Source organism: Priestia sp. 40 (assembly GCF_049368575.1).
Taxonomy (GTDB): domain Bacteria; phylum Bacillota; class Bacilli; order Bacillales; family Bacillaceae_H; genus Priestia; species Priestia zanthoxyli.
The window spans coordinates 25,494-51,055 of the sequence record NZ_JBMPZA010000022.1 but is presented as its reverse complement, the minus strand read 5'-3'; the positions used below and the strand labels follow the sequence as shown (position 1 = coordinate 51,055).

Annotated in this window: 31 protein-coding genes and 1 tRNA gene; 14 read left to right on the top strand and 18 right to left on the bottom strand. The window is 33.2% G+C overall.

Going from position 1 to position 25,562, the window contains the following annotated elements:
• Positions 1–97 precede the first annotated feature (97 nt).
• Complete coding sequence (locus ACO1DI_RS22750) at positions 98–229, top strand: hypothetical protein (protein ID WP_255256943.1); 132 nt, start codon at positions 98–100, stop codon at positions 227–229.
• A 299-nt stretch (positions 230–528) separates the two neighbouring features.
• On the opposite strand, the gene ACO1DI_RS22745 is transcribed toward ACO1DI_RS22750, so the two are convergent.
• From ACO1DI_RS22745 to ACO1DI_RS22730, 4 genes are all read right to left on the bottom strand, one after another.
• The gene (locus ACO1DI_RS22745) at positions 529–975 is read right to left on the bottom strand and encodes an RDD family protein (protein ID WP_154974689.1); all 447 of its coding nucleotides are present in this window, start codon (positions 973–975) and stop codon (positions 529–531) included.
• A gap of 133 nt (positions 976–1,108) precedes the next feature.
• Complete coding sequence (locus ACO1DI_RS22740; protein ID WP_228307878.1) at positions 1,109–1,528, bottom strand: hypothetical protein; 420 nt, start codon at positions 1,526–1,528, stop codon at positions 1,109–1,111.
• 71 nt (positions 1,529–1,599) lie between these two features.
• Complete coding sequence (locus tag ACO1DI_RS22735) at positions 1,600–2,085, bottom strand: SMI1/KNR4 family protein (protein WP_228307886.1); 486 nt, start codon at positions 2,083–2,085, stop codon at positions 1,600–1,602.
• Between the two features lie 61 nt (positions 2,086–2,146).
• Complete coding sequence (locus ACO1DI_RS22730; RefSeq protein WP_228307877.1) at positions 2,147–2,926, bottom strand: plasmid stabilization protein; 780 nt, start codon at positions 2,924–2,926, stop codon at positions 2,147–2,149.
• Between the two features lie 160 nt (positions 2,927–3,086).
• Between ACO1DI_RS22730 and ACO1DI_RS22725 the strand changes: the two genes are divergently transcribed.
• Positions 3,087–3,171: transfer RNA gene (locus tag ACO1DI_RS22725), tRNA-OTHER, on the top strand.
• Positions 3,172–3,237: 66 nt separating this feature from the next.
• Here the strand turns inward: ACO1DI_RS22725 and ACO1DI_RS22720 are convergent.
• The 14 genes from ACO1DI_RS22720 to ACO1DI_RS22655 all read right to left on the bottom strand — a co-directional run bounded on the left by ACO1DI_RS22720 (position 3,238) and on the right by ACO1DI_RS22655 (position 15,042).
• Complete coding sequence (locus ACO1DI_RS22720; protein ID WP_228307876.1) at positions 3,238–4,539, bottom strand: replication protein; 1,302 nt, start codon at positions 4,537–4,539, stop codon at positions 3,238–3,240.
• A gap of 482 nt (positions 4,540–5,021) precedes the next feature.
• Positions 5,022–5,597 carry a MerR family transcriptional regulator gene (locus tag ACO1DI_RS22715; protein ID WP_034655621.1) on the bottom strand — a complete coding sequence of 192 codons (576 nt, stop codon included), beginning with the start codon at positions 5,595–5,597 and terminating at the stop codon, positions 5,022–5,024.
• 1,700 nt (positions 5,598–7,297) lie between these two features.
• Positions 7,298–7,756 carry a hypothetical protein gene (locus ACO1DI_RS22710; RefSeq protein WP_228307875.1) on the bottom strand — a complete coding sequence of 153 codons (459 nt, stop codon included), beginning with the start codon at positions 7,754–7,756 and terminating at the stop codon, positions 7,298–7,300.
• A gap of 294 nt (positions 7,757–8,050) precedes the next feature.
• The gene (locus tag ACO1DI_RS22705; protein ID WP_228307874.1) at positions 8,051–8,311 is read right to left on the bottom strand and encodes a hypothetical protein; all 261 of its coding nucleotides are present in this window, start codon (positions 8,309–8,311) and stop codon (positions 8,051–8,053) included.
• Positions 8,312–8,900: 589 nt separating this feature from the next.
• Positions 8,901–9,392: a hypothetical protein gene (locus ACO1DI_RS22700; protein ID WP_165573153.1), complete on the bottom strand. Its 492-nt coding sequence runs from the start codon at positions 9,390–9,392 to the stop codon at positions 8,901–8,903.
• Positions 9,392–9,649, bottom strand: coding sequence for a hypothetical protein (locus ACO1DI_RS22695; RefSeq protein ID WP_228307873.1), 258 nt, complete (start codon positions 9,647–9,649; stop codon positions 9,392–9,394). The genes ACO1DI_RS22700 and ACO1DI_RS22695 overlap by 1 nt, the downstream gene beginning before the upstream one ends.
• Positions 9,650–9,908: 259 nt before the next feature.
• A complete protein-coding gene (locus ACO1DI_RS22690) occupies positions 9,909–10,259 on the bottom strand; it encodes a helix-turn-helix transcriptional regulator (RefSeq protein ID WP_228307872.1) in 351 nt (116 codons plus the stop codon).
• Between the two features lie 113 nt (positions 10,260–10,372).
• Entirely contained in the window at positions 10,373–10,531 is a 159-nt protein-coding gene (locus ACO1DI_RS22685) for a hypothetical protein (protein ID WP_228307871.1), read from the bottom strand.
• 505 nt (positions 10,532–11,036) lie between these two features.
• On the bottom strand, positions 11,037–11,315 hold the full coding sequence (locus tag ACO1DI_RS22680; RefSeq protein ID WP_165573156.1) for a hypothetical protein: 279 nt from the start codon (positions 11,313–11,315) through the stop codon (positions 11,037–11,039).
• A gap of 368 nt (positions 11,316–11,683) precedes the next feature.
• Positions 11,684–12,319 carry an ATP-binding cassette domain-containing protein gene (locus tag ACO1DI_RS22675; protein ID WP_165573157.1) on the bottom strand — a complete coding sequence of 212 codons (636 nt, stop codon included), beginning with the start codon at positions 12,317–12,319 and terminating at the stop codon, positions 11,684–11,686.
• A 14-nt stretch (positions 12,320–12,333) separates the two neighbouring features.
• Entirely contained in the window at positions 12,334–13,065 is a 732-nt protein-coding gene (locus ACO1DI_RS22670) for a DUF2705 family protein (protein WP_228307870.1), read from the bottom strand.
• Positions 13,055–13,756 carry a WxPxxD family membrane protein gene (locus tag ACO1DI_RS22665; RefSeq protein WP_228307869.1) on the bottom strand — a complete coding sequence of 234 codons (702 nt, stop codon included), beginning with the start codon at positions 13,754–13,756 and terminating at the stop codon, positions 13,055–13,057. The genes ACO1DI_RS22670 and ACO1DI_RS22665 overlap by 11 nt, the downstream gene beginning before the upstream one ends.
• On the bottom strand, positions 13,756–14,520 hold the full coding sequence (locus tag ACO1DI_RS22660; RefSeq protein ID WP_228307868.1) for a hypothetical protein: 765 nt from the start codon (positions 14,518–14,520) through the stop codon (positions 13,756–13,758). Before ACO1DI_RS22660 ends, ACO1DI_RS22665 begins: the two co-directional genes overlap by 1 nt.
• 84 nt (positions 14,521–14,604) lie before the next feature.
• Positions 14,605–15,042 (bottom strand): DUF2712 domain-containing protein, encoded by a 438-nt coding sequence (locus ACO1DI_RS22655; protein WP_228307867.1) that lies wholly within the window; start codon positions 15,040–15,042, stop codon positions 14,605–14,607.
• A gap of 464 nt (positions 15,043–15,506) precedes the next feature.
• On the opposite strand from ACO1DI_RS22655, the gene ACO1DI_RS22650 reads away from it, so the two are divergent.
• The 12 genes from ACO1DI_RS22650 (at position 15,507) to ACO1DI_RS22595 (ending at position 25,539) form a co-directional block, all read left to right on the top strand.
• Complete coding sequence (locus ACO1DI_RS22650; RefSeq protein ID WP_155404208.1) at positions 15,507–16,067, top strand: L,D-transpeptidase; 561 nt, start codon at positions 15,507–15,509, stop codon at positions 16,065–16,067.
• Between the two features lie 193 nt (positions 16,068–16,260).
• The gene (locus ACO1DI_RS22645) at positions 16,261–16,515 is read left to right on the top strand and encodes a type B 50S ribosomal protein L31 (RefSeq protein WP_047751928.1); all 255 of its coding nucleotides are present in this window, start codon (positions 16,261–16,263) and stop codon (positions 16,513–16,515) included.
• 145 nt (positions 16,516–16,660) lie between these two features.
• Positions 16,661–16,930, top strand: a complete 270-nt coding sequence (gene rpsN / locus ACO1DI_RS22640; RefSeq protein WP_047751929.1) for a 30S ribosomal protein S14 — start codon at positions 16,661–16,663, stop codon at positions 16,928–16,930.
• 147 nt (positions 16,931–17,077) lie between these two features.
• On the top strand, positions 17,078–17,434 hold the full coding sequence (locus ACO1DI_RS22635; protein WP_047751930.1) for a hypothetical protein: 357 nt from the start codon (positions 17,078–17,080) through the stop codon (positions 17,432–17,434).
• 49 nt (positions 17,435–17,483) lie between these two features.
• Positions 17,484–18,317 carry a diaminopimelate epimerase gene (locus ACO1DI_RS22630; RefSeq protein WP_047751931.1) on the top strand — a complete coding sequence of 278 codons (834 nt, stop codon included), beginning with the start codon at positions 17,484–17,486 and terminating at the stop codon, positions 18,315–18,317.
• A 25-nt stretch (positions 18,318–18,342) separates the two neighbouring features.
• Complete coding sequence (locus tag ACO1DI_RS22625; protein ID WP_228307866.1) at positions 18,343–19,158, top strand: SAM-dependent methyltransferase; 816 nt, start codon at positions 18,343–18,345, stop codon at positions 19,156–19,158.
• Positions 19,145–20,446 (top strand): opine metallophore biosynthesis dehydrogenase, encoded by a 1,302-nt coding sequence (locus ACO1DI_RS22620; protein WP_228307865.1) that lies wholly within the window; start codon positions 19,145–19,147, stop codon positions 20,444–20,446. Before ACO1DI_RS22625 ends, ACO1DI_RS22620 begins: the two co-directional genes overlap by 14 nt.
• 38 nt (positions 20,447–20,484) lie before the next feature.
• Complete coding sequence (gene cntA, locus ACO1DI_RS22615) at positions 20,485–22,092, top strand: staphylopine-dependent metal ABC transporter substrate-binding lipoprotein (RefSeq protein ID WP_228307864.1); 1,608 nt, start codon at positions 20,485–20,487, stop codon at positions 22,090–22,092.
• Positions 22,093–22,149: 57 nt separating this feature from the next.
• Complete coding sequence (gene opp1B / locus ACO1DI_RS22610; RefSeq protein ID WP_047751934.1) at positions 22,150–23,082, top strand: nickel/cobalt ABC transporter permease; 933 nt, start codon at positions 22,150–22,152, stop codon at positions 23,080–23,082.
• Position 23,083: 1 nt separating this feature from the next.
• Positions 23,084–23,980, top strand: coding sequence for a staphylopine uptake ABC transporter permease subunit CntC (cntC, locus tag ACO1DI_RS22605; protein ID WP_228307863.1), 897 nt, complete (start codon positions 23,084–23,086; stop codon positions 23,978–23,980).
• A 4-nt stretch (positions 23,981–23,984) separates the two neighbouring features.
• Positions 23,985–24,800, top strand: a complete 816-nt coding sequence (gene cntD, locus ACO1DI_RS22600) for a staphylopine uptake ABC transporter ATP-binding protein CntD (protein ID WP_228307862.1) — start codon at positions 23,985–23,987, stop codon at positions 24,798–24,800.
• Entirely contained in the window at positions 24,793–25,539 is a 747-nt protein-coding gene (locus tag ACO1DI_RS22595) for an ABC transporter ATP-binding protein (RefSeq protein ID WP_228307861.1), read from the top strand. The genes cntD and ACO1DI_RS22595 overlap by 8 nt, the downstream gene beginning before the upstream one ends.
• Positions 25,540–25,562: the final 23 nt, after the last annotated feature.

The window sequence follows — 25,562 nt, the reverse complement described above, 5'->3', positions numbered from 1 at the left end:
AAGTGAGCAAAGTTTCAGTAACAAGAAACAAGGATAAAGATTTATATTAAATATATCTTTTATACCTTATACTGCAGATGGCACAGGAGGAATATAGATGGAAAATAGCCCTCGATTCGACGAATTAGTTTTTGATTTTGAAAAACGTTTAGGTCGACATTTAAATAGCAAAGAAAAAGAGTTACTTGTATGGATAGTGGAACAAGAAAATAATGAGTATATTCGATAATCTATAGTTAACCCTTCACAGCTTAAGAAATTTTCTAATGTGTAGCTATCTGCTTATACCCTATAGATAATACACAGAAAAAACTCCTAACCATTAAGGTGTAGGAGTTTTAAATAGTCCCGAATAGTAGATTAGAAATAGAGGATATTCGGTATTGCATATGAAAGAAAGTTTGAATTCCTATATTATTCCACCAAAAATATCTTTACTATTGAATATGGCAAACTTCTCAATTTGCTATCTGTATCTGGAATCACAAAAGGTAATAAATCACAAGTTACCCTACTGTAGATTAAGTATTAATCTACAAATGCCTGTTTATCCTCTATTTCACCTGGTTTTGAATATGTAACGTAAGTGCCTGCCATCATGTCATGAAGACTTCTTTTATCCTTACGGAAAACCACCATGAACACACTTACAATTAACGCAATACCTAATGTAATACCATAAACAATGCCGGCTACAAGAACTCTTAATAGCATTGCTCCAATTCCAAGTTTCTTTCCATTGACTTTGACAATTCTCACTCCAACAATTCGTTTCCCTATAGTATATCCATACCATAAAATAGGTACAGCAACTGCATAGATAAAACCTATGAGTGATGTAATGGGATCTTCACGATCAAAGTCTCCTGTAATAAGAAAGCCAATAAGCCCCAAAGGAATACTTACAATAATGCCATCTAATAGATTTCCTAATAGGCGTATCCAAAATCCTGCTGGTTTTATTACTTGATTCACTTTATATTTCTCCCCTTCTTATAAATTAACACTTTATCTACCTATATAGCTCCTCAGATGAGGATAACAATTCCTAGTGTAACACCATACATAAGACTCCCGATGCAGAGATATAAAACCATAAATCCAAAGTCTACATCTCGTCAAGATTATAGTTAAATCGCTTGTACACCTTGTTTTTATGTTGTTGATTCATTTTCATAATGTTAATGATGACATGTTGCTCATTTTTCCAATGTACATCAACATCATGAATCATAGAAGGGTGAATTTCTTGGAGCTCCTTATACTGGTTAAGAGTACTTCCAGGTTGTCCGTAGTACATTCTAAGAGAATCAGCCTTTTGTTTTTGCTCATAATCAAAATAATCAGTGGTTTGTTTATACATCTTTTTTACTTCAACAATGTTTTGTTGATTAGGAGATGTGCTAGTTGTAAGTGAAACGCTTCGTATAATGTTTGGTTGTTGCTGACTTTTGTCTATAAAGTAATTCATCATAAACACGAGAGTAATAACTCCAACGGATAACATGATCCAAAGCCACTTTTTCATGTCGACACTTCCTCTTTTATGATTGAAAATCAAAATGAGTAGATGATCTCATTACGAAATAGCATTTTCTGCTATTTCGTATCCTTAGATAATAACATACTCAAAAACTCTTGGAAGGTCTCAGCAATCTTTGATGTAGCTGGATCACACTCATATGATTCTTCGTAATCTAAAAAATCAACAGACGGATTGTTACTATCATAGTGAAAGTTCAAACACAAATAATCTCCCCATGCTAGCTTCGCAATTGGAATTAATTCAGATCCAATGAGATCTTCATCATAGAAATTCCGCCCTTGTTCTCCTAAAGAGGTTTCGCAGCAACCAATATCATACACCCCATAAGGATGCTCACTGAAGTTTTTAATAATGCCCAAAAAACGTTCAATTTGACACCTCTTATTGATGATTGTTAGGGGTGTAGAATCTATTACTGTACATCCGTTATATTGTTTCAAGAATTCTTTATACGCATTGGGCAATTGGATGCGAAAAGAAGCTTCTAATTTTGCAATGTCTTGATCCTCTGGTAATGGATAAATAATGCTTTCTTTCACAACTCTCAATGTTATCAATCTCCTTACAACGGATACAACGGATTGGCTTCAAGGAAATACATTATGACTTCTGATATTCATACATAACTGGAACTTTATCCATTTTAACGGTTTTGGCCACAATATAACGACGGTAACCATCTTTCAAGATATTCGATCCTTTTTCAATCGTTAATGGCTCATCGAGACGCCCTGTACGTTTCACAAAATCAATGACCTTTTGTGTTTTTTGAGGGTTTGGACGTGTCTTTAAGAACTCTTCCGGTACGATGATTTCGTCGAAACTTAGAAGATCTTGTGTCCCTTTTGGCTGATTTGTTATTTGTTTCTTTTGTGGCTCCACCTTTTTCTCTTGAACAGGTGTCTCCTTCACTTCTGTCTGTACTTTTTCAGCTTTCTTCTCTTCATTTGCTGCAGGCTGAGAAGTAGGTGCCGGTTTTTCTTCCTGTTTGGTAGCAGCAACTTCTTGTTGCGCTGAAGAAGCCTCTTGTTTGGCCTCTTTTTTATCGTTTGGTTCATTGTCTTCTTTGTCTTTCTTATTCGGGAGAACGGTAATCTGGAAGCAGATTACACCTACTTCACCAGGGCATTCATCAATCGGAATATCTAAAGTTGGTTCTCCTTGAATTAAGATCTTTTCATGCATAATACTTTTTTTCGTGAGACCTGTTTTGTTAAAAGCCTTCTTTGCAACAAATACCGTGTACGAAATAAACGTACTCTTCTTCAAGCCTTTAGGCGCAGATGGTGACCCTTTTTCACGCATATCAAAGGCAACATAGCGATCGTATTCTCGTAGTGGTCCTGTGGCTGATCCAGTTAACGTAATTTTATGTGGCATAATGTGCTCCTCCTGCGTAGATATAGATTTATTTATTATTTAGAACAGTGTTCTAAATAAACATATCCTAATAATAATTTAGCTTCTAAGGGATTTCTTCACTTTTTACATTTTCTTCTGTCGTACATATAAACAAAGACTATGTGCATACTTGTAGTGTGGACTTGTAGCTCAATGGCAGAGCAGCCAGTCGTATTACACTATACAACTTTGGTGTCTTGCAGGTTCAAATCCTGCCAAGTCCGCCCTTAAAACACTGAATACGTTAAAAATAGTGAAAGTCCTTGCTTTACTTTAGCTATTTTTAAAAATTAAGAAGCTGGTTCCTTTAATTTAGCATGTTTATGCAACAATTTCTGCTCCTCAGGTGTTAATGCTTGTCCTAAATCTTGTTTCAGTTTCGCCATTTCTAACGTACTGTATGTTGAGCAATGTTCTTGCAGCAAGCAGTCTTCTTCTGGTGTAAGTTCTTGCCCTAGGTCTTGTTTTAACTGAATCATTTCAAGCTGTTGTTCTAAAGATATTTCTACTTTTTTTGTACCCTTCTCTTGATCCTGCTCAGCCTCTAACCAATCAGGAACGAGTTCTTTACGGATAATATGTTTTGGCGTAAACAATTTTGTTGATGACTCTTCTTTATGTATAACTTCCTCATGAGTTGGATATACTGATGAATAATCCTGGTTTTTAGGGTTCACCAACTGATAGAATTGGTTTTTCGCAATTTTATAGAGTAATTGGCACATATTATCTAAGGACAAAGAATTGCCTTTATGATTAGCTTCATGTACATATTTGTCTAGTCCAATAATAGATGTATACGCAATTTCATGTACTTGCCCTTTAGTAATATCAATCTCTGTATCTCGTTTTACGGCTTTTGCAGCATTTTGAATGCGAGCATAAAAGTCTTTTAGTTGATGACCATACTTACCTGCATAGACTTGATTGACTTTCTTAGGAACACCTTTGATATAGGTAAATGACTGTGAAGCAGACATTAAATGATTATTTATATGATTTACAGGTAAATCAAGGTTAATAAAGGCACCAGGTAATTTATCGGCCTTTAGGCTTGGTGTATCAACGTTTTCAGCACTTTCTGGATACATCACAGGAAGCGTCACAGGAGTTGTCATTTCTTCTTGTTGGACTGTTTGTATACCTGTTGTATCATGGGCAAAAAAGATTTCTTCGCAAATGTGATTAAAGTTCTTATGGCTTTTAAGAATAAATACATAGCTATCAGGATGAGTACCTGTTGCATCTTCTTTAATGTAACGTGCTACAAGTATAAAAGGTGTCGCTTTTAACGAACGTACAAAACGAGAAACCGTACTTTTAGAAACTTTAAATTTCTTCATGAGTGTTTCAGAACGAATGGCTTGGATGCCTGTAGCCACTAGGTTATAGATGACATGATCAAGCATTTCCATTCTTTTTTTAGGAAATTCTTTATGTATAGCTGATTTGTTCTGTTTATAATGAGTACGGATAATTTCTAAAAACTCTTCTTTCTTTTTCCGAAGTGTGGATTTGTTCTTCCACAACCACTTAAGCCGTCCGTTGAAGGTGTCTACATCTTTTAAATAGCAGGTCAATATTTTTGTCATTTGTTCATTATCTCCTTTAAGGAACAAAAAAAGACACTGTTTCCCTGGAAAAAGGAAAACAATGTCGTGATTTTGATGAACTAAGCCCTTGAAATAGACAGCTATTTCATATAAAATAAAACCATAAGTTTTATTTTATAGAAAAACTAACTCTATTAACAAGAGACTTCGACAAGTGTTTTCCCTACTGTAACTAGGGGGAACGGTTTAAGAGTGCTACCAACACGTCTTAAACAGTTGAAGTCTTTTTTCTATTCCGGTCATTTTTGTTAGTTTTATTATAGCGTTAATTAATCTCATAATTCAATAAGAATTAGTAATATATCTCAAAAGATTTAGTTTTGCACCTTTTATGAGGTGCAAATCCTATCTATATTCAAATGAATTTATTGTTGAAGGTATTAAGAGAACTTTCTCTGACAACTGCTACAAAAATAATAAAACAGCTTCTAATTACTGACCAGTAATTAGAAGCTGTTTTATTATTTTGTGAACATTCTTTTCCATATGCTTTTCCCTTGTTCTTTTTGAATTTCGGTCATAGCTGAATGGATAGAATCTAGTTTTTTAAGTAATTGATCATTCACTTCTTTTAAACGCTGATTGTCTTGTTCAAGTTTATTCATCTGTTCTTTTATTTCTATAACATCTTTTTTTTCTGCCAAATTTTCAGATGGAAGCGTTAGTTGTTCTTTCTTTTCCATTTTTTTATCCATTTCTTCTATTTTTTTAGCAAGCAATAAAAATGCTTCTTTAAAGGAGTTTTCGTTTATATCTTCTTCCTCTAAATCCTTGTTAATAATTTTTGTTTGTTCTTCGCTCATTAAATTTGCTTTAATTAATTCTTCACGAATCATTTCATTTGGTGCATGTTTTCCAAACTTTTCCTTTAGTTCAATAATCTTCTCGATTTTTTTATCTTCATCAGTAAATATGTATCTTATTCTTCCAATTCTTTTATGTCGTACTAACCCGACTTCGCACCAGTCCCGTAACTGATGATTTTCTATATTAAATTTTCTAGCAACTTCTGAAATAACCATTGTTTCTTCGCTCATAATTGTACCTCCCTCACAAACGAATTAATCTAACTTAGTTAGTATCTTCTTATATGAAATATTTTTAATAACTCAATTAAGTCTAACTTAATTGGTTCTGACTAATTAAATTAGACTTAATTTAAAGCTTGTCTTTATTATTCTAGCAGATTTCACACTTAACTGAATTAAATTTATTATATTTTATGTTATGTAGTTCAATTAAATTTGAACTGAGTCCTTCAAAAAACTACAAATCCATTATAGTTTTTTAAAATATTACAATAAGTTTAATTAAATTGCAATTAAGTTCAACTAAGTATAACTTAATTGCAATTTAATTAAACTTTTATTTATTTATATTTAATTTAGTGTAACTTATTTCATTTTTAGTTAAACTAAATTGAGGTTGTATGCAACGAGGTTATTTTAAGTTAATCTTAAGTTAAACTATCAAGTTTGGATCGATAATTTAGAACAAAAAAGTTATGTGTTAAGTTGTTTTTCTCATTTAATCTTCAATAGATTAAGGATTTTAATAGCTGAGACTACTGTCGCTTCTGTTTAGATAATACACTTCTTCTGTAATATGGTGTGAAACATATCTATGTAGGCATTATCATAAAAGCAGTCTTTTTGGCTGAAAAGATGCTTTATCTCTTATTTATTGTGAATCGAAATCGTTACGAATAGGTAAGCCATTTTAGGGCTTTTGGACAGTGTAAGCCTTTTGAAGTGCTTCAATGATTAATTCTGATGTTATTAAACGTGAAAAAATAGTACACAATTTCTTTAATGTGAATTTAATGAAGATGCTAAATAAAACCAACCGCCTCGTATCATAGAGACATACTTAATTTCAGGCACTCATTGTCTAGAGAGATTTGATAAATTTTTGAAACGCTAAAATGTGTTTTGCTTTTTCTTTAATATGACCATAGCCTCTTTTTTGAAGAATCTTAGCTAATTCTCTAGGTATTAGAGATCTTTCCTCTGCATTAAAAGGTGTTAATACATTCACGCAGTTATAAATTGTTACTTTTGATCACTATATTCGCTGCTTAATTATTTAACCAAGTTTTCAGCATGGTATAAATACATAATCTATTTTTTAAGTCATCATTTTATTTTCTCCCACTTATGTTCATTTCCTGATTTTGTTCAGTAGTCATAACTAATCCAGACTCAATTGAGTCTGGATTAGTTATCTTATTTGAATGAATATTAATTAGGTAGAGTCACCTTTTATTGGTACATTTAGTCTGTGTACACCTAATTGAAATTAATTTAAATCAATTAATTACTAATTGGGTATAAAAAATATAGATTCGACAGCTTTTAATTAGACAAGTTGATATGCTCTATTTTAATTGAATTAAACTTCTTTTTTGTTGAGTTAATTTTAATTCAATTGAGTCTAAATTAGTTATAATTAACTCGTTTTTTTAAAAAAATAGAGTTAGATTCTTGCAGAAGAAAAAAGAAAATCTAATTGTTTAGTTATATATTAGGGTGATAATAAAATCTTAAAAAGTTATTTAGTGAATTAATGAAAAATTTTTAATTTGAAAAGTACATGTCTTTAATTTTTATCAAAAGAATAGAGAAACAGAAACAAAGATATAAAAGATTCACTTTGATGCTAAAAGCATCCTGCTTCATGAATATAAGCAGAAAATTTTACGTGAAAAGATGAAAAAATGAATGAAAAGCAACAATATTTAGCCATAAAATGAAAAAACATAGGGAGACGCAAAGGGGACATTAAGCGACTTTCTTTGTACCCACGGCTTTGCTAGGCTCTGCCTAGCCCCACACATATCAGCAGCCATTGGATCGGGATTGTTAAGGAGGGAGGGTTTACTATCCATATTCCAGTCTTTAAATAGGTCTTTCATTTCTTCAAAAAATAATTTCTCTCGGAAGGATTCTAAAAAAAACTTTCCGTAATGTATAGCATGTAGTCTATCTGCTTGTTTAACTCCTTCCTCCATAAAGATATTGCCTATGTTAAAGGTATACCTACTACATAAAATTAATAACCCTATGATAGCTAAGTTTTTTGCACCTACGTAGATATAATAATATGAGTTTTTATCACTTGAAATATTATTTACACTAAAATAAGCAAGAATAGCCCCTATAATAATTCCGGCAGTTCCTATGGAGTAGCACCCCATAGCAATTCTTTTGTTAAACTTTTCTCTACTCTTAAGATCTGAAATTACCTCTTTTAATTCTAAACTGTCATTAATCCTATCTATAACCTCTTTTTTGCTCTCTTTTTCAGCAGTCTCTTCTGTTTTTGTTTGATAGATTTCTGCTTCTTTTACTGCAAGAAGTCTAATTTATCTCCTTAAAATTCCTATTTAAAATATCCTGTTTATCGACTTCGGAATAACCAATCCCTGCAAAACCAAATTGCGGAGTAGAATCGTCAAGTACAATCAGCAATAAAGATTTTCTCGCAAACTTCAATGTTTTTCTAGCATTTCAGATTCCATTTGATACGACGCTGATCTTACATAATTTTGAGAAATTAAAACAATTGCTAAGTCAACTTTTAAAAGTGTCTCCAATAGTAATCCCGGCTCAACAAATATCGAAGTTAATCGTCCACTATCTGGAACTGAATCTCCCGTTAACACATTATAATTTGCTCTCCTTAAGAATTCTTTAAGTGACGCTCCTACGTGCGCATCATCTGGTGAATAATGAATTAAAATATTCTTCATATGGTGAAAATTCTCTTTTTATGATAAGTGGCAATATACCTATTGTAACTTTAAATTACATAGAAAAGTAGTTGTTTATTTACAAATTGAAGCAATGTTGGAAATGAAAATTGACCTCCTGAAAAAATAGAGATTACAAGTTAATCTTAAGTTAAACTCATTTATGTATATTAAAAAATAGAGGAGTACACGAATTTGGAGTGTTAAAAAGCAATGCACTACTATATAGTTCATTTAATTTTTACTGTATTGTTTGTGAGAGGGAAGCGTATGTTTTATCTTGTTCCTTAAGGTAGCTCTGAGTGGTTCTTACGATTTGTATAAGCCTCTTTAATGTCTTCTGAATAGTTTTTTATAAACCCTTTTTTATTCTTAGAAGCTCACAATGGCTTTTAAAAGCCATAGCAACTAACTACATAGCTTAGGAGGTTGCCTATAAAACACACGTAATGTATTGATCAAGACATAGGTATGAAAGCTAAATTTACTCATAAATAGCCTTTTGGAACTTAGCTACTACAATTCTTCATCTCACTATAGTATAGAAGCAGAAAAAGCAGGCGAATGCCTGCTTTTATAAACGCTACGATTAACCTTCAAATAAATGGTCCATTTCTTCTGCTGCTTCCCGTTTTCTTTTTTCCCTGAACTGCATTTTTTCTTCTTGAATCTTGTGTAGCGCAACTCTTTTGGCTTTCTTTGTAGCCTCTGTTTCATTGAACTCTGTGGGCTTAAACTTTTGGATATTTAATTGATCGTATAAGTTATTAACTAGCTCTAGTAATATTCGAGTGTCTATTTGTGTATTCTTTGTCGTTTCTTTTACCTCATTTAATTCATCGTCTAAGTATTGATAAAATCCACTCGCTCTTTTCAGATAAGCCTGACCTATTGCGTCAATTGTAGCAGCATCTAAAAATGTTTCATCAGGTTCATTATTTTTTAATCGTTCATATTTTCGAATGATATCTGCAATGGCATCCCCTGGAAAACGATAGCCTCTTTCTTTCATATGTTTATGAAGATATTCATCAGCCTCTTCACTTAAAGAAATCATTCTTCTGTGTTTGCTTGCTGTCATTATTCTTCATCCTCCACAAAGAGTTTATTGAATGTATGATCCATATTTGTCATCGCATCTGAGCATCTTTGCATGGTATCTATCGTTCGATCATACAAATCATTGATGGCTTGCTCTTGCTTTTCTACTTCTTCCATAATAGATAATGTTTCAATTTGTTCTTTCAAAAAAGCTTGTCGAGAAAGACCTTTTTCTTTGGCTAAACGATCTACTTTACTCACAGCAACCGGACATACATTTCTCACTTTAATCTCCATGTGTGTTCTCCTTTTCTGTGTTTTTATTGCACCAACATAAAAAACGTAAAAAACATCTTGAAGAGCATAAGGGGTTTTTGCCCCCACAGGGTGTGTGGGGCTAGGCAGAGCCTAGCTTCACCGTGATACCACGAAAGTTGCTTAGGTGCACACCCTAAGGTTCTGTTCTGAGTACATAGTGTGGATATAAAGTCCCCTTAATAGGTGACTCTTTGTGTATATTCTGATGATGTGAAGTCTCTCTAAAGGTCACGTCAGTTTATAGAGACTGAAGAAGTTTTCTTGGTGATTTGTACTCCAAATGTTGAAATTTTTCAACGGCTTCTTTCATGGAGGATACACCTAATTTGCGTATAATAGTTTGTCTTTGTGATTTGATTGTGGTTTCTTCTTTAGACAGAATCAACTGCATTTCCCTTCCAGAATATCCATCTAAAGCAAGCGCAAAAACTTGTTGTTCAGCAACTGTAAATTGATTGAGAAATACTTTTTCTTTCAGGATTTTGCATTCTTCCTCTACACTTTTTAGTCGAGCAACTTCATCAACTAAATCAGATGCCACACTCAAAATATGTTCAATTCCTATTAAAAGTTTTTCACTTTGATCCATGATAAGACCCTCCTGTTTTTTGAGGGCAACCCATGTTATAATAGAAGTCCTTACGAGTTCTACATGGGGTGCTTTCCTGGCAGGGAAAGTGCCCTTTTATTTTGTTTTTTTCCTTACTTCTTTGAATCTTTAAAGAGTTCTTTTTCCAAAAGTTGAACAAGAAATTCTTTTTTGCTCATACCTTCTTCAATACATCTCTTTGCAAATTCCTTGAACAATTCTTCCGGAATATCAGCATTCAAACGCTTAAATCCAGACGGTGTTTTAGTCATATAATCCCTCACACTCTTTAAATACAAGTCACTCATTTGAGTGACTTGTATTTAGTTTAAAGGATATAATTACCAAAGTCAATAAATCTATTTTATCTATATCTTTAAAACTCAAAGGTATATATTATAGAAAAGTAAGTTGAAAACACAAAATAGTATCGTATAATAAAAAAAGAGAGCCTTAGTGCTCTCTTTTTTATAAAAAGTTGTTATAGTAGATAGGGACATTTCCAATGAGTGCACTAAAAGTAAAAATCTTAGCAGAAGTAAGTATGGAAACAAAAGGAAAATAGAAAGAAGTAGTAGCAGCTTTAATAATAACAAGGAAAGATTTTTCGATAAGACTATTAAAGAGCAGTAATAAAAGTATTTTCTTAACTCAAAATATCTACCGGAAATTTACAAAAAGTAATAATAACAATAAAGATCGTCCACTATCAATAGGTATAGACGTTCTTGCTTTATATTCCTATTGATACATTACAATCCATATTCTCTACGTCTACTAAAAATTTATCCAATATAAATTAAAAACAACCACTAATCCAAAAGCGATAAAACCTGCAATTTTTACAGGATGATTAACTTTGTACTTGATGAATGGATTAGTTCGTCTTATAACTTCTCCAAATAATAAAGTCCCCAAAATCGTTAACGTTCCTCCAAAAAATGCGGGATGTTCTTTAAATCTAACCAAATCAAAGATTATTTGGATTAAGAAAATCCATAAATATCCCAAAAAAACATTTAACATTATAGATAATAAAAAATCTTTAAACTTCATAAATTACTCCTTTTAAGTAAACCTTCTTATGTAATAAAAATTCTACCATAAGTTAAATTATTAATTGAATAAAAAGGTTAAAGCTACCTTTACTTCTTCAATATGTAGTATTGTTTATCAAAATTAAATTGAACACTTCCTCTACTAAGTTTCCTTTAGTGTTCTTTTTATTCTCATTCTAGGGAATAATAATAGGGGTTTTACTTTACAAATAATTAACATGTATTACTTTTAACTTAAATATGAGGTGATTCAACATCTTATATTTAAGCATGTCAAAAAAGGCATTAATTTAAAATCAATACCTTTTTTGCATATTTGCTGACCTATTCTCTAAGTGTAGAGGGAAACGGATATAAGCGTTAATATTACTCATTTACGAGTGATCCATTTATCATTTGAATTTTATGGTCAGCCAGTATCTCTAAATCCTCTTTATTATGACTAGCAATGACGATAAGAGCCCCTCTTTCTCTTTCTTCTAATAACATTTTGCGTATAAGTTCTATTCCATTTTCATCAAGAGCATTTGTAGGCTCATCTAAAAGAATAATACTTGGTTTCTCGAATATGGCCTGAGCAATGCTCAATCTTTGCTTCATGCCTAAAGAAAATTTCTTTACTTTTAATTTACTATTACTGTCTAAACCTACTCTATCTATGGCCTCTTTTATATCGTCATCACTAGCGACTTTTTTTATTTTACTTAATATCTTCAAGTTAGTATAAGCGTCGTATTGGGGGAGTAGATCTGTATTTTCAATAATGATGCCTATACTGGGAGGGAAAGAAATCTCTTCGTGTAATTTTTCTCCCTCAATTTCAACACTACCTTTTGTAGGAAGTATTAGTCCTGAAATTGCTCTTAATAACATAGTTTTTCCTGAACCGTTTCTTCCAAAGATTCCATATATCTTTCCCGGTTCAAAATTGTAATTAATATCGGTAAGAACTTGTTGTTTCTTAATTACTTTAGACAAATTTTTTATTTTTATATTTGACATTCCTTACACCTCTATTATAATAAATCCATTTTTTTTACCTTATTTACTGAAACAATTAAAACTAAAGTTATTAAAGAGATAATTACTATTAATGCTGGAAAATAACTGATAATTACTGATGAATTTGAAGTAATATTTAAACGCGAAGCAATTGCGTAGTTAGGAATCAAAAAATATAAATATAAACTATCTAATTTATATTTAATTAAGAGACCTGCAGTTAAAATAGCACCTACAACATATGTATTAACAAACAAAAATGCAATTTGTGGGTTGAGGTACAGCTCTAATAGTAATTGCAACAATAGCAAAAGTAGAAACGTAAGATAATAAATCACTAGAGATTTAAATAACAACATGTTTATTTCTAATTCCCAATGCGCTTGGAATATTCCCACGACTAAGTGCGATATAACAATTTTTAACAATACAATTGTTGCTAACATTGTAGCAGCCTTTATATATCGTACTATCATCCATTTTACACGGTCGTAATTTCTAACCATGATATACTTTCCATATCCATATAAAATATCTTTAATCCTTCCAGAAAAATAAAAACTTATACTCGCAAAAGTTAGATACCACAGCATCAACATCTGGTATTGAGTAGCTTGAGGAAGCCCCAATAAGAAAGTATATTCTTTAGAAAAGAAAGGATAAATTTCAGCTAGAATTGGACCATTAATTATACTTTGCAATGTAAAAGAAATTAGGATAATTAAGAATAACCCTTTATTTTTCATAAAATATGAAGTCCTTGTCACTGAAAATTATTTTAGCTACAACATATAGAATTATAACTATTCCAAACTGACGAGCATAGATGAATAGTATATCTGCTAATGTCCATAAACCACTTAGCAGGGCTTCATATATACGCATATCATCGAATGGAACCCAAAAAGGTAAGTCAATAAAATAAATTAACATAACTATGATAAATGCTATAACAACGGAAATATTTTTTGAGTGAAGCCAGTCTTCTAAGACTTTAGTTAGTAAACCTATCCAAAAATAAAACAGTACCATAGCTATACCGTTTAAAGAAGTAATTAGATAAAAATGGGATTCCAACATTACATCGTGACCAATAAACACAAGAGAAAATACTACATTTACTAATAAAAATGATGTAACGAAAATTATAGAAGAACAAAAAATATTCATTGTCCTATTATGAAACAAACGTAATCTATATTTATATCGAATAAAGAAAGATGCACTTTCCTTAACAGTAAGCATGTTCATAAACAATAAAAAAACCAAGGATATTATAGCAAGAACTCTAAGTGAATTATATCCCTGCAAGCTTCCGTTCATAATAAGTAGTATATGTTGATCATTAGGATGAGAAATATATATACTGTTCTGCATATACCATAAAATAGAGAACATAATTAATAGAATTAAAACTGAAGTTAGGTATCTTTTCATTATAATTCATCTTTCTTGATCCAATAAAAATATGAGAAGAAGGGAATTAAGATCAATATAATTAAATAACGTATTTCTGCGCTTACAACATGGTGAAAACCGTATTCTGTAAAAGGTTGAAAAACATTCATCATTGAATTATTGAGAATAATTAAGACAAACCACGTAAAAAAGGCCGCAGGATAAGTATATTTGGGTTCTTTAAAAATTAGACTAGCACTCAATCCAAGCGTACCAGCTAATCCAGAGAAAATACTCACATTTAGTAAGAATATAAGACAAGTTAAAAAAGGATTATTTAAACTGAAGTTATGTAGCAAATCATTTGCAAAATGCATTTCAAATAGCCCTAATGAATATGTTCCTCCAGCAAAAAGAATGTATGAAAGAACTAAATTTATTCCTAGCGCTAAGGTCATGATAATAAAAGGCGCAAAAAAGGAGACAAGAAATTTCGTTCGAATATAATTTTTCTTTCCAACTTTTGAAATTTCAATACAGTTATATCCATATTTTACATCTTGAGTGTAACTATCAGAATAAATAATTAAAAAATAAATAGGTAAGAACCAAAAAAGTAAAATTTGTGGTATATGTCCTCCTGATCCCGAAAGAAAGAAAGAAATAGCTGGGTGATAGTCTGTCCCCCATTTTATTTTCGTAATATAGAAAGATGATAATTCTATCAATGGTAACAAAATGATAATCCAGAAGAAAATCATACTTTTTCTAGATTTATAAATTCTCAAGAGAGAACTTTTCATATGTATCCTCCTAATAAAGTGTATTAGACAAATGTTGATAAAGAATAAAAGAGAGAGAGCAACTTTTTATTCTCTATTCTTTTATTACCAAGTTTCCTCATCCCAATATCCTGTAGCTGAATATTGTTCAAGGTTGTAGTTATTATTCTCTGCTGTTAAATAAACATAAGTTTTATTGGCTGAAGAATATGGTTTCATATAGCTAGCCGGATCACCCTCTAATTTATTTACAGATGCTGATACATTAGTCTCTTTTTTATTTTCTAACCAAAAACGAGTTATAGATTTACTGTCTTTTGATTCAGTAGAAGAGGTTAATCTAACTTTCCATGGATTATCTACACTTCCAGTCTCCCTATAAGCATAATCATCTCTAGTATTTATTTGATATGAATAAATATGATAGAAATAGGAATTATTCGTATCTGATGCATGGGTAATGAGAGGTAAGCTAAAAATACCGGCCCCAACGCCTAATGCTAACCCCAATTGTACAATTTTATTTTTAAATATTTTTTTCATAGGAACCCCCAAATAATGTATTTGCTCTCTTGAGACACCAAATAATTATTACATTTTATTTACTATTTATCTACAAATATACATAAAATAATACTTTTGCATCATATGGTATAAATATCTATATTTTTTTATTTATAAATAATAGATGTAACTCTAACAAGAATACAGAGAAAAGAAAAAATATAATTAATTAATAGCTTTTTTCGTAGATTGTTAAATAGGGAATTTAGGCCTAATTTAATTGTTGTGGAAGAATGGCTAGATTTTTGAGGGTTTGAGATTTGCATCGAATGAGTAGGTGTATGCAAAACAAACGTTTATTTCGTCAGAGAGCGTTTCTCTGCATGCCAAAATTATCGATTAACTAGGTTTTTATTTATAAATGATTGTGACGAGAAAGCATCTTTCTAATTGGAAGATGCTTTTTTGTTTCTTATAAAAATATAAAAAAGAGGAGAGTTTTTATGAAGAACATTTTTATGAAATCAATGACCGTTCTTACATTATTAATGGTCGCATTATGTGGAGTAAATCAGGGGAAAACAGAAGCAGCAAGTAAGCCAGCGAATCAAGATTTGATTATTATTAACAAGTACTACAACAAGCTTGCCTATTTTCACAATGGCTATATTGAAATTGTTGATCCAGTAGCAACAGGTAAAACGTGGGATAAAACACCTGTTGGATTTTTTAAAGTCGTGAACAAAATTAAAAACCGTCCTTACTATACAGGACATATTCCTGGGGGTGATCCTGGCAATCCGTTAGGAAAACGTTGGTTAGGGCTAAATGCAAACGGTACGTATGGTGATACATACGGCATTCACGGCAATAACAATGAGAGTAGCATTGGAAAATATGTGAGTCAAGGTTGCGTAAGAATGCATAACGCAGACATCGAAAAGCTTTATGATAAAGTCCAAGTAGGCACACCGGTTGCCATTACGTATTCCTATAAGAGCTTTGTTGATTTAACAAAAGTATATGGGTATCAGTTCAAAGGCTATAAGTTGAAAAATAATTGATAAAAAGGCAGTATTCTATACTTTATTACGGAATACTGCCTTTTTAATAAATAATAGTATCAGTATGTCCAAGTTTTAGAGATTCATTGCAAGTTAGGTGTATTTTTTACACTAGGATCCTAACTTCTCTACTTGCAAAACGTAATGATTTCGATTATCATTAATGGAAAGAATTTAACCGTGAGGTGATAGCATGAAACCAAACATACATCCAAACTATAGGAAAGTAGTGTTTATGGACACAAACAGTGGCTATAAGTTTTTAACAGGTTCTACCCAAGAATCGAATGAAACCACCGTTTGGGAAGACGGAAATACGTATCCATTGATTAAGGTAGAGATCAGTTCTGATACGCATCCGTTTTACACAGGAAAGCAGAAGTTTGCAGATAAAGGTGGAAGAGTGGATCGTTTCCTTCAAAAATATAATATGAGAGAAAAGAAATGATTCGTTCACTTAATACTGTAGTTAACTATTTGTTAATCTAGATAGTTGAGAAAGAGAGTTAATATGGGTCTATTCACTTTAAAGAGTCTAATCTTTAAATCGTAATAGTTACGATTACTCAAGCCTATTTAGGAGGTAAATATAAGTGGCAAAAAAATCAAAAATTGCAAAAGAACTAAAGAGACAAAAAATGGTATTTGAATATGCGGATCTAAGAAGAGAACTAAAGGAAAAAGGGGATTATACTGCATTAAGTAAGCTTCCTCGTGATTCAGCACCTTCTAGGCTTCATAATCGTTGCCAAATTACTGGAAGACCTAGAGGCTACTTAAGAAAGTTTAAAATGTCTCGTATCGCCTTTCGTGAATTAGCACATAAAGGACAAATACCTGGAGTTAAAAAATCTAGCTGGTAAGCAGTTAAACAACAGGAACTTCGTTAGTGTAGTGCTTACAGGTTCCTGTTTGATTTATGTTAAGAATACCCTTTGGAAATTTAGAAAGCACAGTCATAACCTTAATATAAATGATTTTGAACACTAAGAGAAAGGTGGTCGTTTGTAATGAATGAGAAGATACTCGAGATTTTTGCGAGGAATATTGTGAATCATCTACCAAGTAATAAAAGAAAGCTTTATCAGTTTATTGAAGGCATTGAAGATAGTTTAGCACAGCAATCTGAAACAAAGAAGCAATTTTTAACCCTTCTCAAAGAGCAATTACCCCACCTTCAGGCAGCAAAGCGCTTTAGTATGTCGTTAGATGAAATAATGAAATTGATGCACGAAATTGAAGATGAAATAAACGAAAAATTAGAAACAAAAATAAAAAGTTATAAATGGATTGACTACACAGAACAAGTACAAGGCAATCAAGTTGAGACAAATAAGAATACACAATATTTCCTTGTTTTATCATGAATTATGAATAAAGGTTGATTTCACTAAAAAATAAGTAGAGGTATTTGTGATGAAACGACATGTAAAGTTTATTAAATTTAGTCCGACTCAAAATATGACAATTTTAGTAGATGGTCAGCACTTAAAAGAGGACTATCAACAAATTGCCTTAAGGTTGATGGCATACGACCATGTATATGCAGAACAGGTAGGTTTTATTGAAAAGCCGAAACAATCGAATGCTGATGGTAATCTCCGGATGGCAGGAAATGAATTCTGTGGAAACGCATGTATGTCTTTAGCTGTATTCATTGCTCACGAAAAAGGTTTAAGGGAAAATAATGAATCTGATTTATTAATTGAGACTTCAGGAACTGACGACTTAATTAGATGCCGAGTGAAGAAAGAAGCAAATAATTATCGTTGTCGAATTTCAATGCCCTTACCTAAAAAGATTGAACCTAGAAACATAGAATATAAGAATACATACTTGGAAGCTTATAACGTTCAGTATGAGGATTTTTTTCATCTTGTACTTAAAGTAAAAAGAATTAATGCAGAAATGAAAGAAACAGCAGAGAATATTGCTCAGTCAATGGGAGAGATATATCCGGATATTTTAATTGGTATCTTGCTTTATGAGGAAGAATCACACTACCTTGCTCCTCTCATTTATATCCCAAAGCTAAACAGTATGGTATGGGAAAGGGGGTGTGGATCTGGAACGGCTTCAATTGGAGCTTACCTTGCATTTTCACGTAAAGGAAAAGTAAGCGTTAGAATTAAGCAACCTGGTGGCAGTATTTATGTATTCGGAGAGCATGAAAACAAAACTTTAAAAAGTCTTCAGATTGAAGGAACTGTTAATATTGTGGCTCAGGGAGAAGCATTTATTACATTGTAAATTAAGTAAATTAGGAGGAGAATCTGTGGAAGAATTATTGAGATTTAAACAAAAAATACTAGATTTTTTAGAAGGGTTCAACTATTGGTCAGAAAAATATGATGGTACCGTTCATCATTTTGAAGAGCTAGAAAAGTTAATTAATGAGTATACAGCTTTTGTTCTTAGCGAAAAAAATAAAGAAACGTGGGTATTATTTCAATCGGGACATATGGGCGATAAACTACTTCCAGAATTACAGCATATCTCTTCTCGCTGTGTTTCTATCATGGAAAAATATCGAGCTCTTCAATTGATTAATGGACAAGTGGAAATTACAGACTACTTTAAAAATATTGAGTCTTGTATTGAGGAAGAGTTCGGAAATTTCCAAATAAAACCTAAGTCTAAAGTGCTTTTAATTGGTTCTGGAGCTTTTCCAATGACCCCTTTACTGATCGCTAAAAAAACAGGAGCCGAAGTAGTAGGAATCGATATTGATGATGAGGCAATTGATCTAGGCCAAAAAGTGTTAAGTATATTGGGGGACGGGTTGAATGTTCGAGTTCAAAATAGTGAATTAGATCAGCTAGGTTTTATAAAAGATGTGACGCATATTATCTTTAGCTCTACCGTAAAAGAAAAATATGACATATTAGACCAGTTACATGATTTAACGAGAGACGAAGTGACGATTGCGATGAGGTATGGTAACGACTTAAAGTCACTTTTTAATTATCCGTTAAGAAAAGTTAATTTAGCAAAGTGGACGTTAATTAGTCGTGTTTTACGCCCAAATCAGGTTTTTGATATTGCACTATATCAAAAGCAAAGAAAGGGTGAAGAATTTGGAGTTATTTAAAAATATTTTGTTGTTAGGAACGGGCCCCACAACTTTACAGATTGGATTGAATTTTAAGAAAGCTTTAAATAGCAAAGTAGGTATTGCAGGAAGACCTTCTATACGTTCAGAAAAATTCTTTTCTTCCTTAGTGAAGCATGGTCACCTTGTTGAAGTAAGTATTCAAAATCGAAAGCATGAAAAGATGCAGGGACATTTTATAGTTGATGATGTATTTTTTAAGTATGAAGAAGTGATTGGGACATGGGATACTCTCGTTCTAGCAGTCACAACTGATGCTTACTTAGATGTGTTAAAGTCTCTTCCAAAAAACATACTACAAGGTGTACAAAGAGTTATATTAATATCGCCGACCCTTGGTTCAAATTATTTAGTGCATCATTATATGAAGCAATTTAATCCTCAGGTGGAGGTAATAAGTTTTTCTACATATTACGGAGATACGCGCTGGTTGAGATCTGAGCCATCATACCAGGTGCTAACAACGGCTATTAAGAAGAAAATTTATATTGGGTCTACACAATTTCCTTCTGATGCGGTTGAAAAGTTGGTAAACCTTTATAAAGATTTAGGCTTAATTTTTGAAATTATGAAAACACCAATTGAAGCAGAGACGCGAAATATCTCACTATACGTACATCCTCCGTTATTTATGAATGAATTTTCACTCAGATATATTTTTAAAGAGGAGAAGCACCAGAAATATGTATATAAAATCTATCCGGAAGGGCCAATTACACCTTTATTAATGAAGAATATGGTTAATCAATGGAAAGAAATTATGAAGGTGCTTTCACAACTTAACGTTAAACAAATGAATTTGCTGAAGTTTATGACAGAAGATAATTATCCGATTCGAAGAGAAAGTGTATCTCTTAAGGATATTGAAAACTTTAATGAACTTAACAGCATTCACCAGCAATATTTGCTATATGTTCGCTATGCGTCTTTATTGGTAGACCCTTTCTCAGAGCCAGATGAAAAGGGACGCTATTTCGACTTTTCGGCAGTTCCGATTCAAACGGTGTTTATGAACAAAGAAAAAAAAATGGATATTCCGCGAATGCCAAAAGAGGATTATTACCGTTTGAAAATGATTCAATCTATTGCTAGATATGTAGAAAGCGATTGTCCAACAATCGATTGTTTTTTAACAGCTTATGAAGATAAAGTAAAAGCTTTTTCAGAAGCTAATAAAGAAGTGAAGCTTTCAAATGCGTTTTCGAATCTATCTTTTGAAGAGGATATACAGATGATTTATGAAGAGCTTGATAAAAGCCTAGTTTAACAATATTAGTGACAGAATAGAATGGTGGAGGAATTAACGTGAGAAAAAGTAAACGGCTTATTTTAGTGGCTCTTGCCTGCACAGTTTTCCTTATAGTAAGTGCTTGTAGTAACAATGAGAAGGCAAGTACAGATGCAACGGACAAAAAAGAAATCACCTATGCAACTTCTAAAGATATTAATGATATGAATCCGCATTTATACCCAGGTTCGATGTCAGCGCAAGGGATGGTTTACGAATCACTCGTAGAGAATACGGAAGATGGAATTAAACCTTTGCTTGCTGAGTCTTGGAAAATATCAGAGGATGGAAAGACATATACATTCAAGCTTCGAAAAGATGTAAAGTTCCATGATGGAGAGCCGTTTAACGCAGAAGCAGTTAAGAAGAATATTGATGCGGTGCAACAAAACGCACAGATACACTCTTGGATTAAGCTATCTACTAAAATTGTGAGCTGCGACGTTATTGATGAATATACGATAAAGCTCGTGTTATCAGAGTCTTATTATCCAACACTAGATGAGTTATCAATGACAAGACCTTACGTGTTTATTTCTCCGAATGACTTTAAAAACGGTGGTACCAAAGGTGGCGTGAAGGGTTATCACGGTACAGGTCCATATGTATTAAAAGGTCATAAAGTAGACAAATATGCGACGTTTGAAGCAAATGAAAGCTACTGGGCAGGAAAACCAAAAATTAAAAAGATTACGGCAAAAGTACTTCCAGAAGGCGATACGACGTTTCTAGCTTTACAAAAAGGTGAAGTGAACTTTGTGTTTACGGATGATAGAGGCGCAGACAGTATCGATGTAGAAGCAATGCAGCAACTTGTTGATTCTGGTGATTACCAACTGGTCAGAAGTAAACAAATGAACACAAAAATGATTGTAGCTAACAGCAGTAAGTCTGAAAGTCCAGTTAATGAAACAGCAGTGCGTGAAGCAGTTTGGTACGCTATCGATCGCAAGACCATTAGCGAAACGATTTTCGAAGGAACAGAACTCCCTGCAAATACCTTGTTTTCCAAAAACGTAAATTACGCAGATGTCTCTCTCAAAAAGCGCGGGTATGACATAAAAAAAGCCAAGAGAATCCTTGATGAAGCTGGATGGAAAGTAGATGGGGAAAATGGCGTTCGCACAAAAGGAAATCAGCCTTTAGCTATGAAGCTTTATTACGACAGTAACTCTGCTTCACAAAAAATGCAGGCTGAATTTATTCAAAACTCTCTTAAAGAGGTAGGGATAGAGCTGAAGCTTACAGGAGAAGAGTCAACGTCAATTGCAAATAGAAGAGCTACAGGGGATTATGATTTATTGTTTAATCAAACATGGGGGCTAGCATATGACCCACAAAGTACTATTGCATCGTTTAATTCGTCTTCTTCATACTTGCACACAACCAAGGGAATTAAAGAAGCTGATGAGCTGTATAAAAAAATTCAACAAGTCATGGTGTCGACAACTGAGGAAGAACGTCAAAAGCTATATGCGGATATCTTAACAATTGTACATGATGAAGCAGTGTTTATTCCAATTACGAATGGAAACGTAACGGTGGTAGCTCCGAAAAACTTAAAGGGGATTTCATTTAAGCAAACCCAGTACGAGTTGCCATTTGAACAAATGAAGTTTGAATGAAAAAAGGGAGTTTTCTCCCTTTTTTATCGGACAAAAATATAGGAAGGAAGATGAATCATGGGTGTGTACATTGTAAAAAGGCTAATGCTAACGGTTCCACTACTATTAGTTATTTCATTTCTTACATTTGTACTAATTAATTTATCTCCTCAAGATCCTGCTAAATTAGTTTTACAAGCACAAGGCGTACCGGTCATTACTGATGAGCTCATCGCTCAAACAAAGGAAGATCTAGGGCTAGATGATCCATTTATCGTTCAATATATGAATTGGCTTATATCATGTCTTAAATTAGATTTTGGAAATTCCTATGTTAAAGATGAATCGGTTTGGATCCTGTTGGGGCCAGCTTTCTTTAATACGCTAAAATTAACGCTCGTTTCATCAATCGTGATTATTACTTCTTCTATAACTTTAGGAGTCGTTTGTGCGTTAACAGAAGATAGAGTGCTTGACCGTTTTATTAGAGGACTTTTCTTTTTTTTATCAGCACTTCCAGCGTACCTGATTGCGATTTTAATAATTTGGTGTTTTTCCGTTGAGCTTGATTTGCTTCCGACAAGTGGACTTGAATCATATCAAAGCTATATCCTGCCCGTTTCAGTTATCGCTCTTACTCATATCGGGCTGTATTTCAGGACGGTACGTAGTTCAATGCTCGCAAACCTAAATGAAGATTATGTACTGTATGCAAGAGCTTCAGGTCTACCTGAGAAAAAAATAATAGTAGCCATCTTAAAAAACTCTCTACAAGTATCTATTTCTATTTTTTGTATGTCGATACCCCTTATTTTGGGTGGAACTGTTGTAATTGAGAATGTATTCGCATGGCCTGGGTTGGGGAGCTTAAGCGTAAAGTCAATTTTAAATAGGGATTTCCCAGTAATACAAGCCTATGTACTTATTATTGCTGCTGCTTTTGTTGTATTTAATACAACGTCGGACATTATTAATACGGCATTAAACCCAAAGCTAAGGGTTGGTGAATAACATGCGGATACTAAAAAATCTAGCAAAGGATAAGCTAGGTTTTATTGCGCTTTTTATTATAGTAATTACTTTAATAGTTGGTGTTTTTGCCCCTTTCATTGCTCCGAACGACCCTATTAAGGTGAATATGAGCCTTCGATACGCAGCGCCTTCACTTGAATACTGGTTAGGAAATGATCATCTAGGAAGATGTGTACTGTCCAGGATCATTTACGGTATTCGCCCTAGCATTATTTATGTCTTAATTGCTTTATTATTATCGGTTGTACTCGGTACGCTGCTAGGGTTTATAGCAGGGTACTTTAAAGGAATTACGGATTCTATTATTATGCGAGTTTGTGACACTATGCTTTCTTTTCCTGTGTACGTCATTACGCTTGCTATCGTTGGTATCTTAGGTGTTGGCTTAGAGAACATTTTGATTGCATTTATTTTAATGAAGTGGGCATGGTTTGCGCGCGTGATTCGCGTTTCTGTGATGCAATATAGCGATTTAGAATATGTAAAGTTTGCGAGAGCAACTGGACTAAATCATTTCACAATCATCTACCGCCATATGTTGCCGGTCACCTTTGCAGATATTGCCGTCATTTCAAGCAATTCAATTAGCTCCACCATTCTGCAAATTTCAGGGCTTTCTTTTCTTGGCTTAGGGATTCAAGCTCCAAATCCGGAGTGGGGAATGATGTTAAACGAAGCAAGAGACGTTATCTTTACAAAGCCAGAGCTATTGTTACCGCCAAGCCTAGCTATTATTACGATTGTTCTAGCTTTTAACTTCTTATCAGATGCGCTTCAAGTTGCGTTAAATCCAAAGCTTGCTAAAACGAAAGTTAAATTGGAAGAAGAAGTGAAAATAGGAATGCCAACGTTAAATGAAAAGGGGGCTGCAAAATAAAGCTATGAGTTTATTAGAAGTAAAACAGCTAAAGGTATTCGATTGTAAAACCAATAAGTCAATTATTCATAACAGCTCATTTCAGGTTAATGAGGGGGAATGCTTAGCTTTAGTAGGAGAAAGTGGTAGTGGAAAATCAATGACGTGTAAGTCCATCATGCGACTGCATAAGAGAGGTATTAAACAATATGGTCACATCTGGTTAAAGGGTGAAAACTTGTCCGAACTATCCGAAAAACAAATGAAAAGTAAAAGAGGGAAGAAGCTTTGTATGGTCATGCAAAATGGTATGAGTGCTTTTAACCCTTCTGATCCTGTCGGAAGCCATTTGGTAGCTACTTTAAAGCAGCATACAGATTGGAGCTATGAGAAAATTGAGAGGCACCTTGCTGATGCGATGAAGCGTGTGAGGCTACAAAATCCCGTAGAAATAATGAATAAATACCCATATCAGCTTTCTGGAGGTATGCTTCAGCGATTGATGATTTCCCTTGCTTTACTACTAGAGCCAGACGTTTTAATTGCAGATGAACCAACCACAGCACTGGATACTATTTCACAGTTTGAAGTTGCAGAACAATTGATGGCTTTACGAAAAAACATTGGATCTTCCATGATTTTTATTTCACATGACTTAGGGATTGTGAACAAATTAGCTGATCAGATTGTCGTGATGAAAGACGGGCATATCGTGGAAAGAGGAGCTGCACAAGACGTCTTTCTAAAACCTCAACATGAATATACAGAGTATCTGATTTCAACTAAGCGTACGCTTAGTGAGCATTTTCAGAAAATGATAGGAGGAACTGTACATGCTTAAAGTATGTGATGTTGAAAAATCATATAAAGCTGGGGGGCTCTTGTCAAAAGATAAAAGAAAGGTAATCAAAGGCGTCAGCTTTGAGTGCGAGATCGGGAAATGCTTAGGAATTATTGGTGAAAGTGGTAGTGGCAAGTCGACTCTTGGACGTTTAATTTTAGGAATTGAACGTCCTGATACAGGGAGTGTCCTTCTTAATGGAGTAAGTACAATTCATGTAAAAGCGCGGGTAGGAAAAATGAGTGCAGTTTTTCAAAATTACGCATCTTCCATTAACCCTTTTTTTACCGTTCAACAAGCGATTATGGAGTCACTTCGAATGATAAAAGAGAGAAAAGAAGACCAAGAGAAGCAAGTAGAGATCCTACTTAATCAGGTAGGGCTTCCTGCATCTTATAAAGACAAATATTCGCATGAATTATCAGGAGGAGAAGCGCAAAGAGTTTGTATTGCAAGAGCGATTGCAACGAAGCCAAAGTATCTTCTACTTGATGAAGCCGTCAGCTCGTTAGATATATCTGTGCAGTTTCAAATTTTAAATTTATTAAAGGAATTAAGAAGCGCTCACGATATGAGCTATATCTTTATTACTCATGATTTGCAAGCTGCAACATATCTTTGTGATCGACTTATGATTTTTAAGGGTGGAAAAATTGAAGAGATAGTAGCAATGCAGAATCTTAAGCATGTGAAATCGTCATATGCCCAAGCATTATTGAAAAAAACAATTATCTTATAGATGTAAGTATCATACATAGGAGG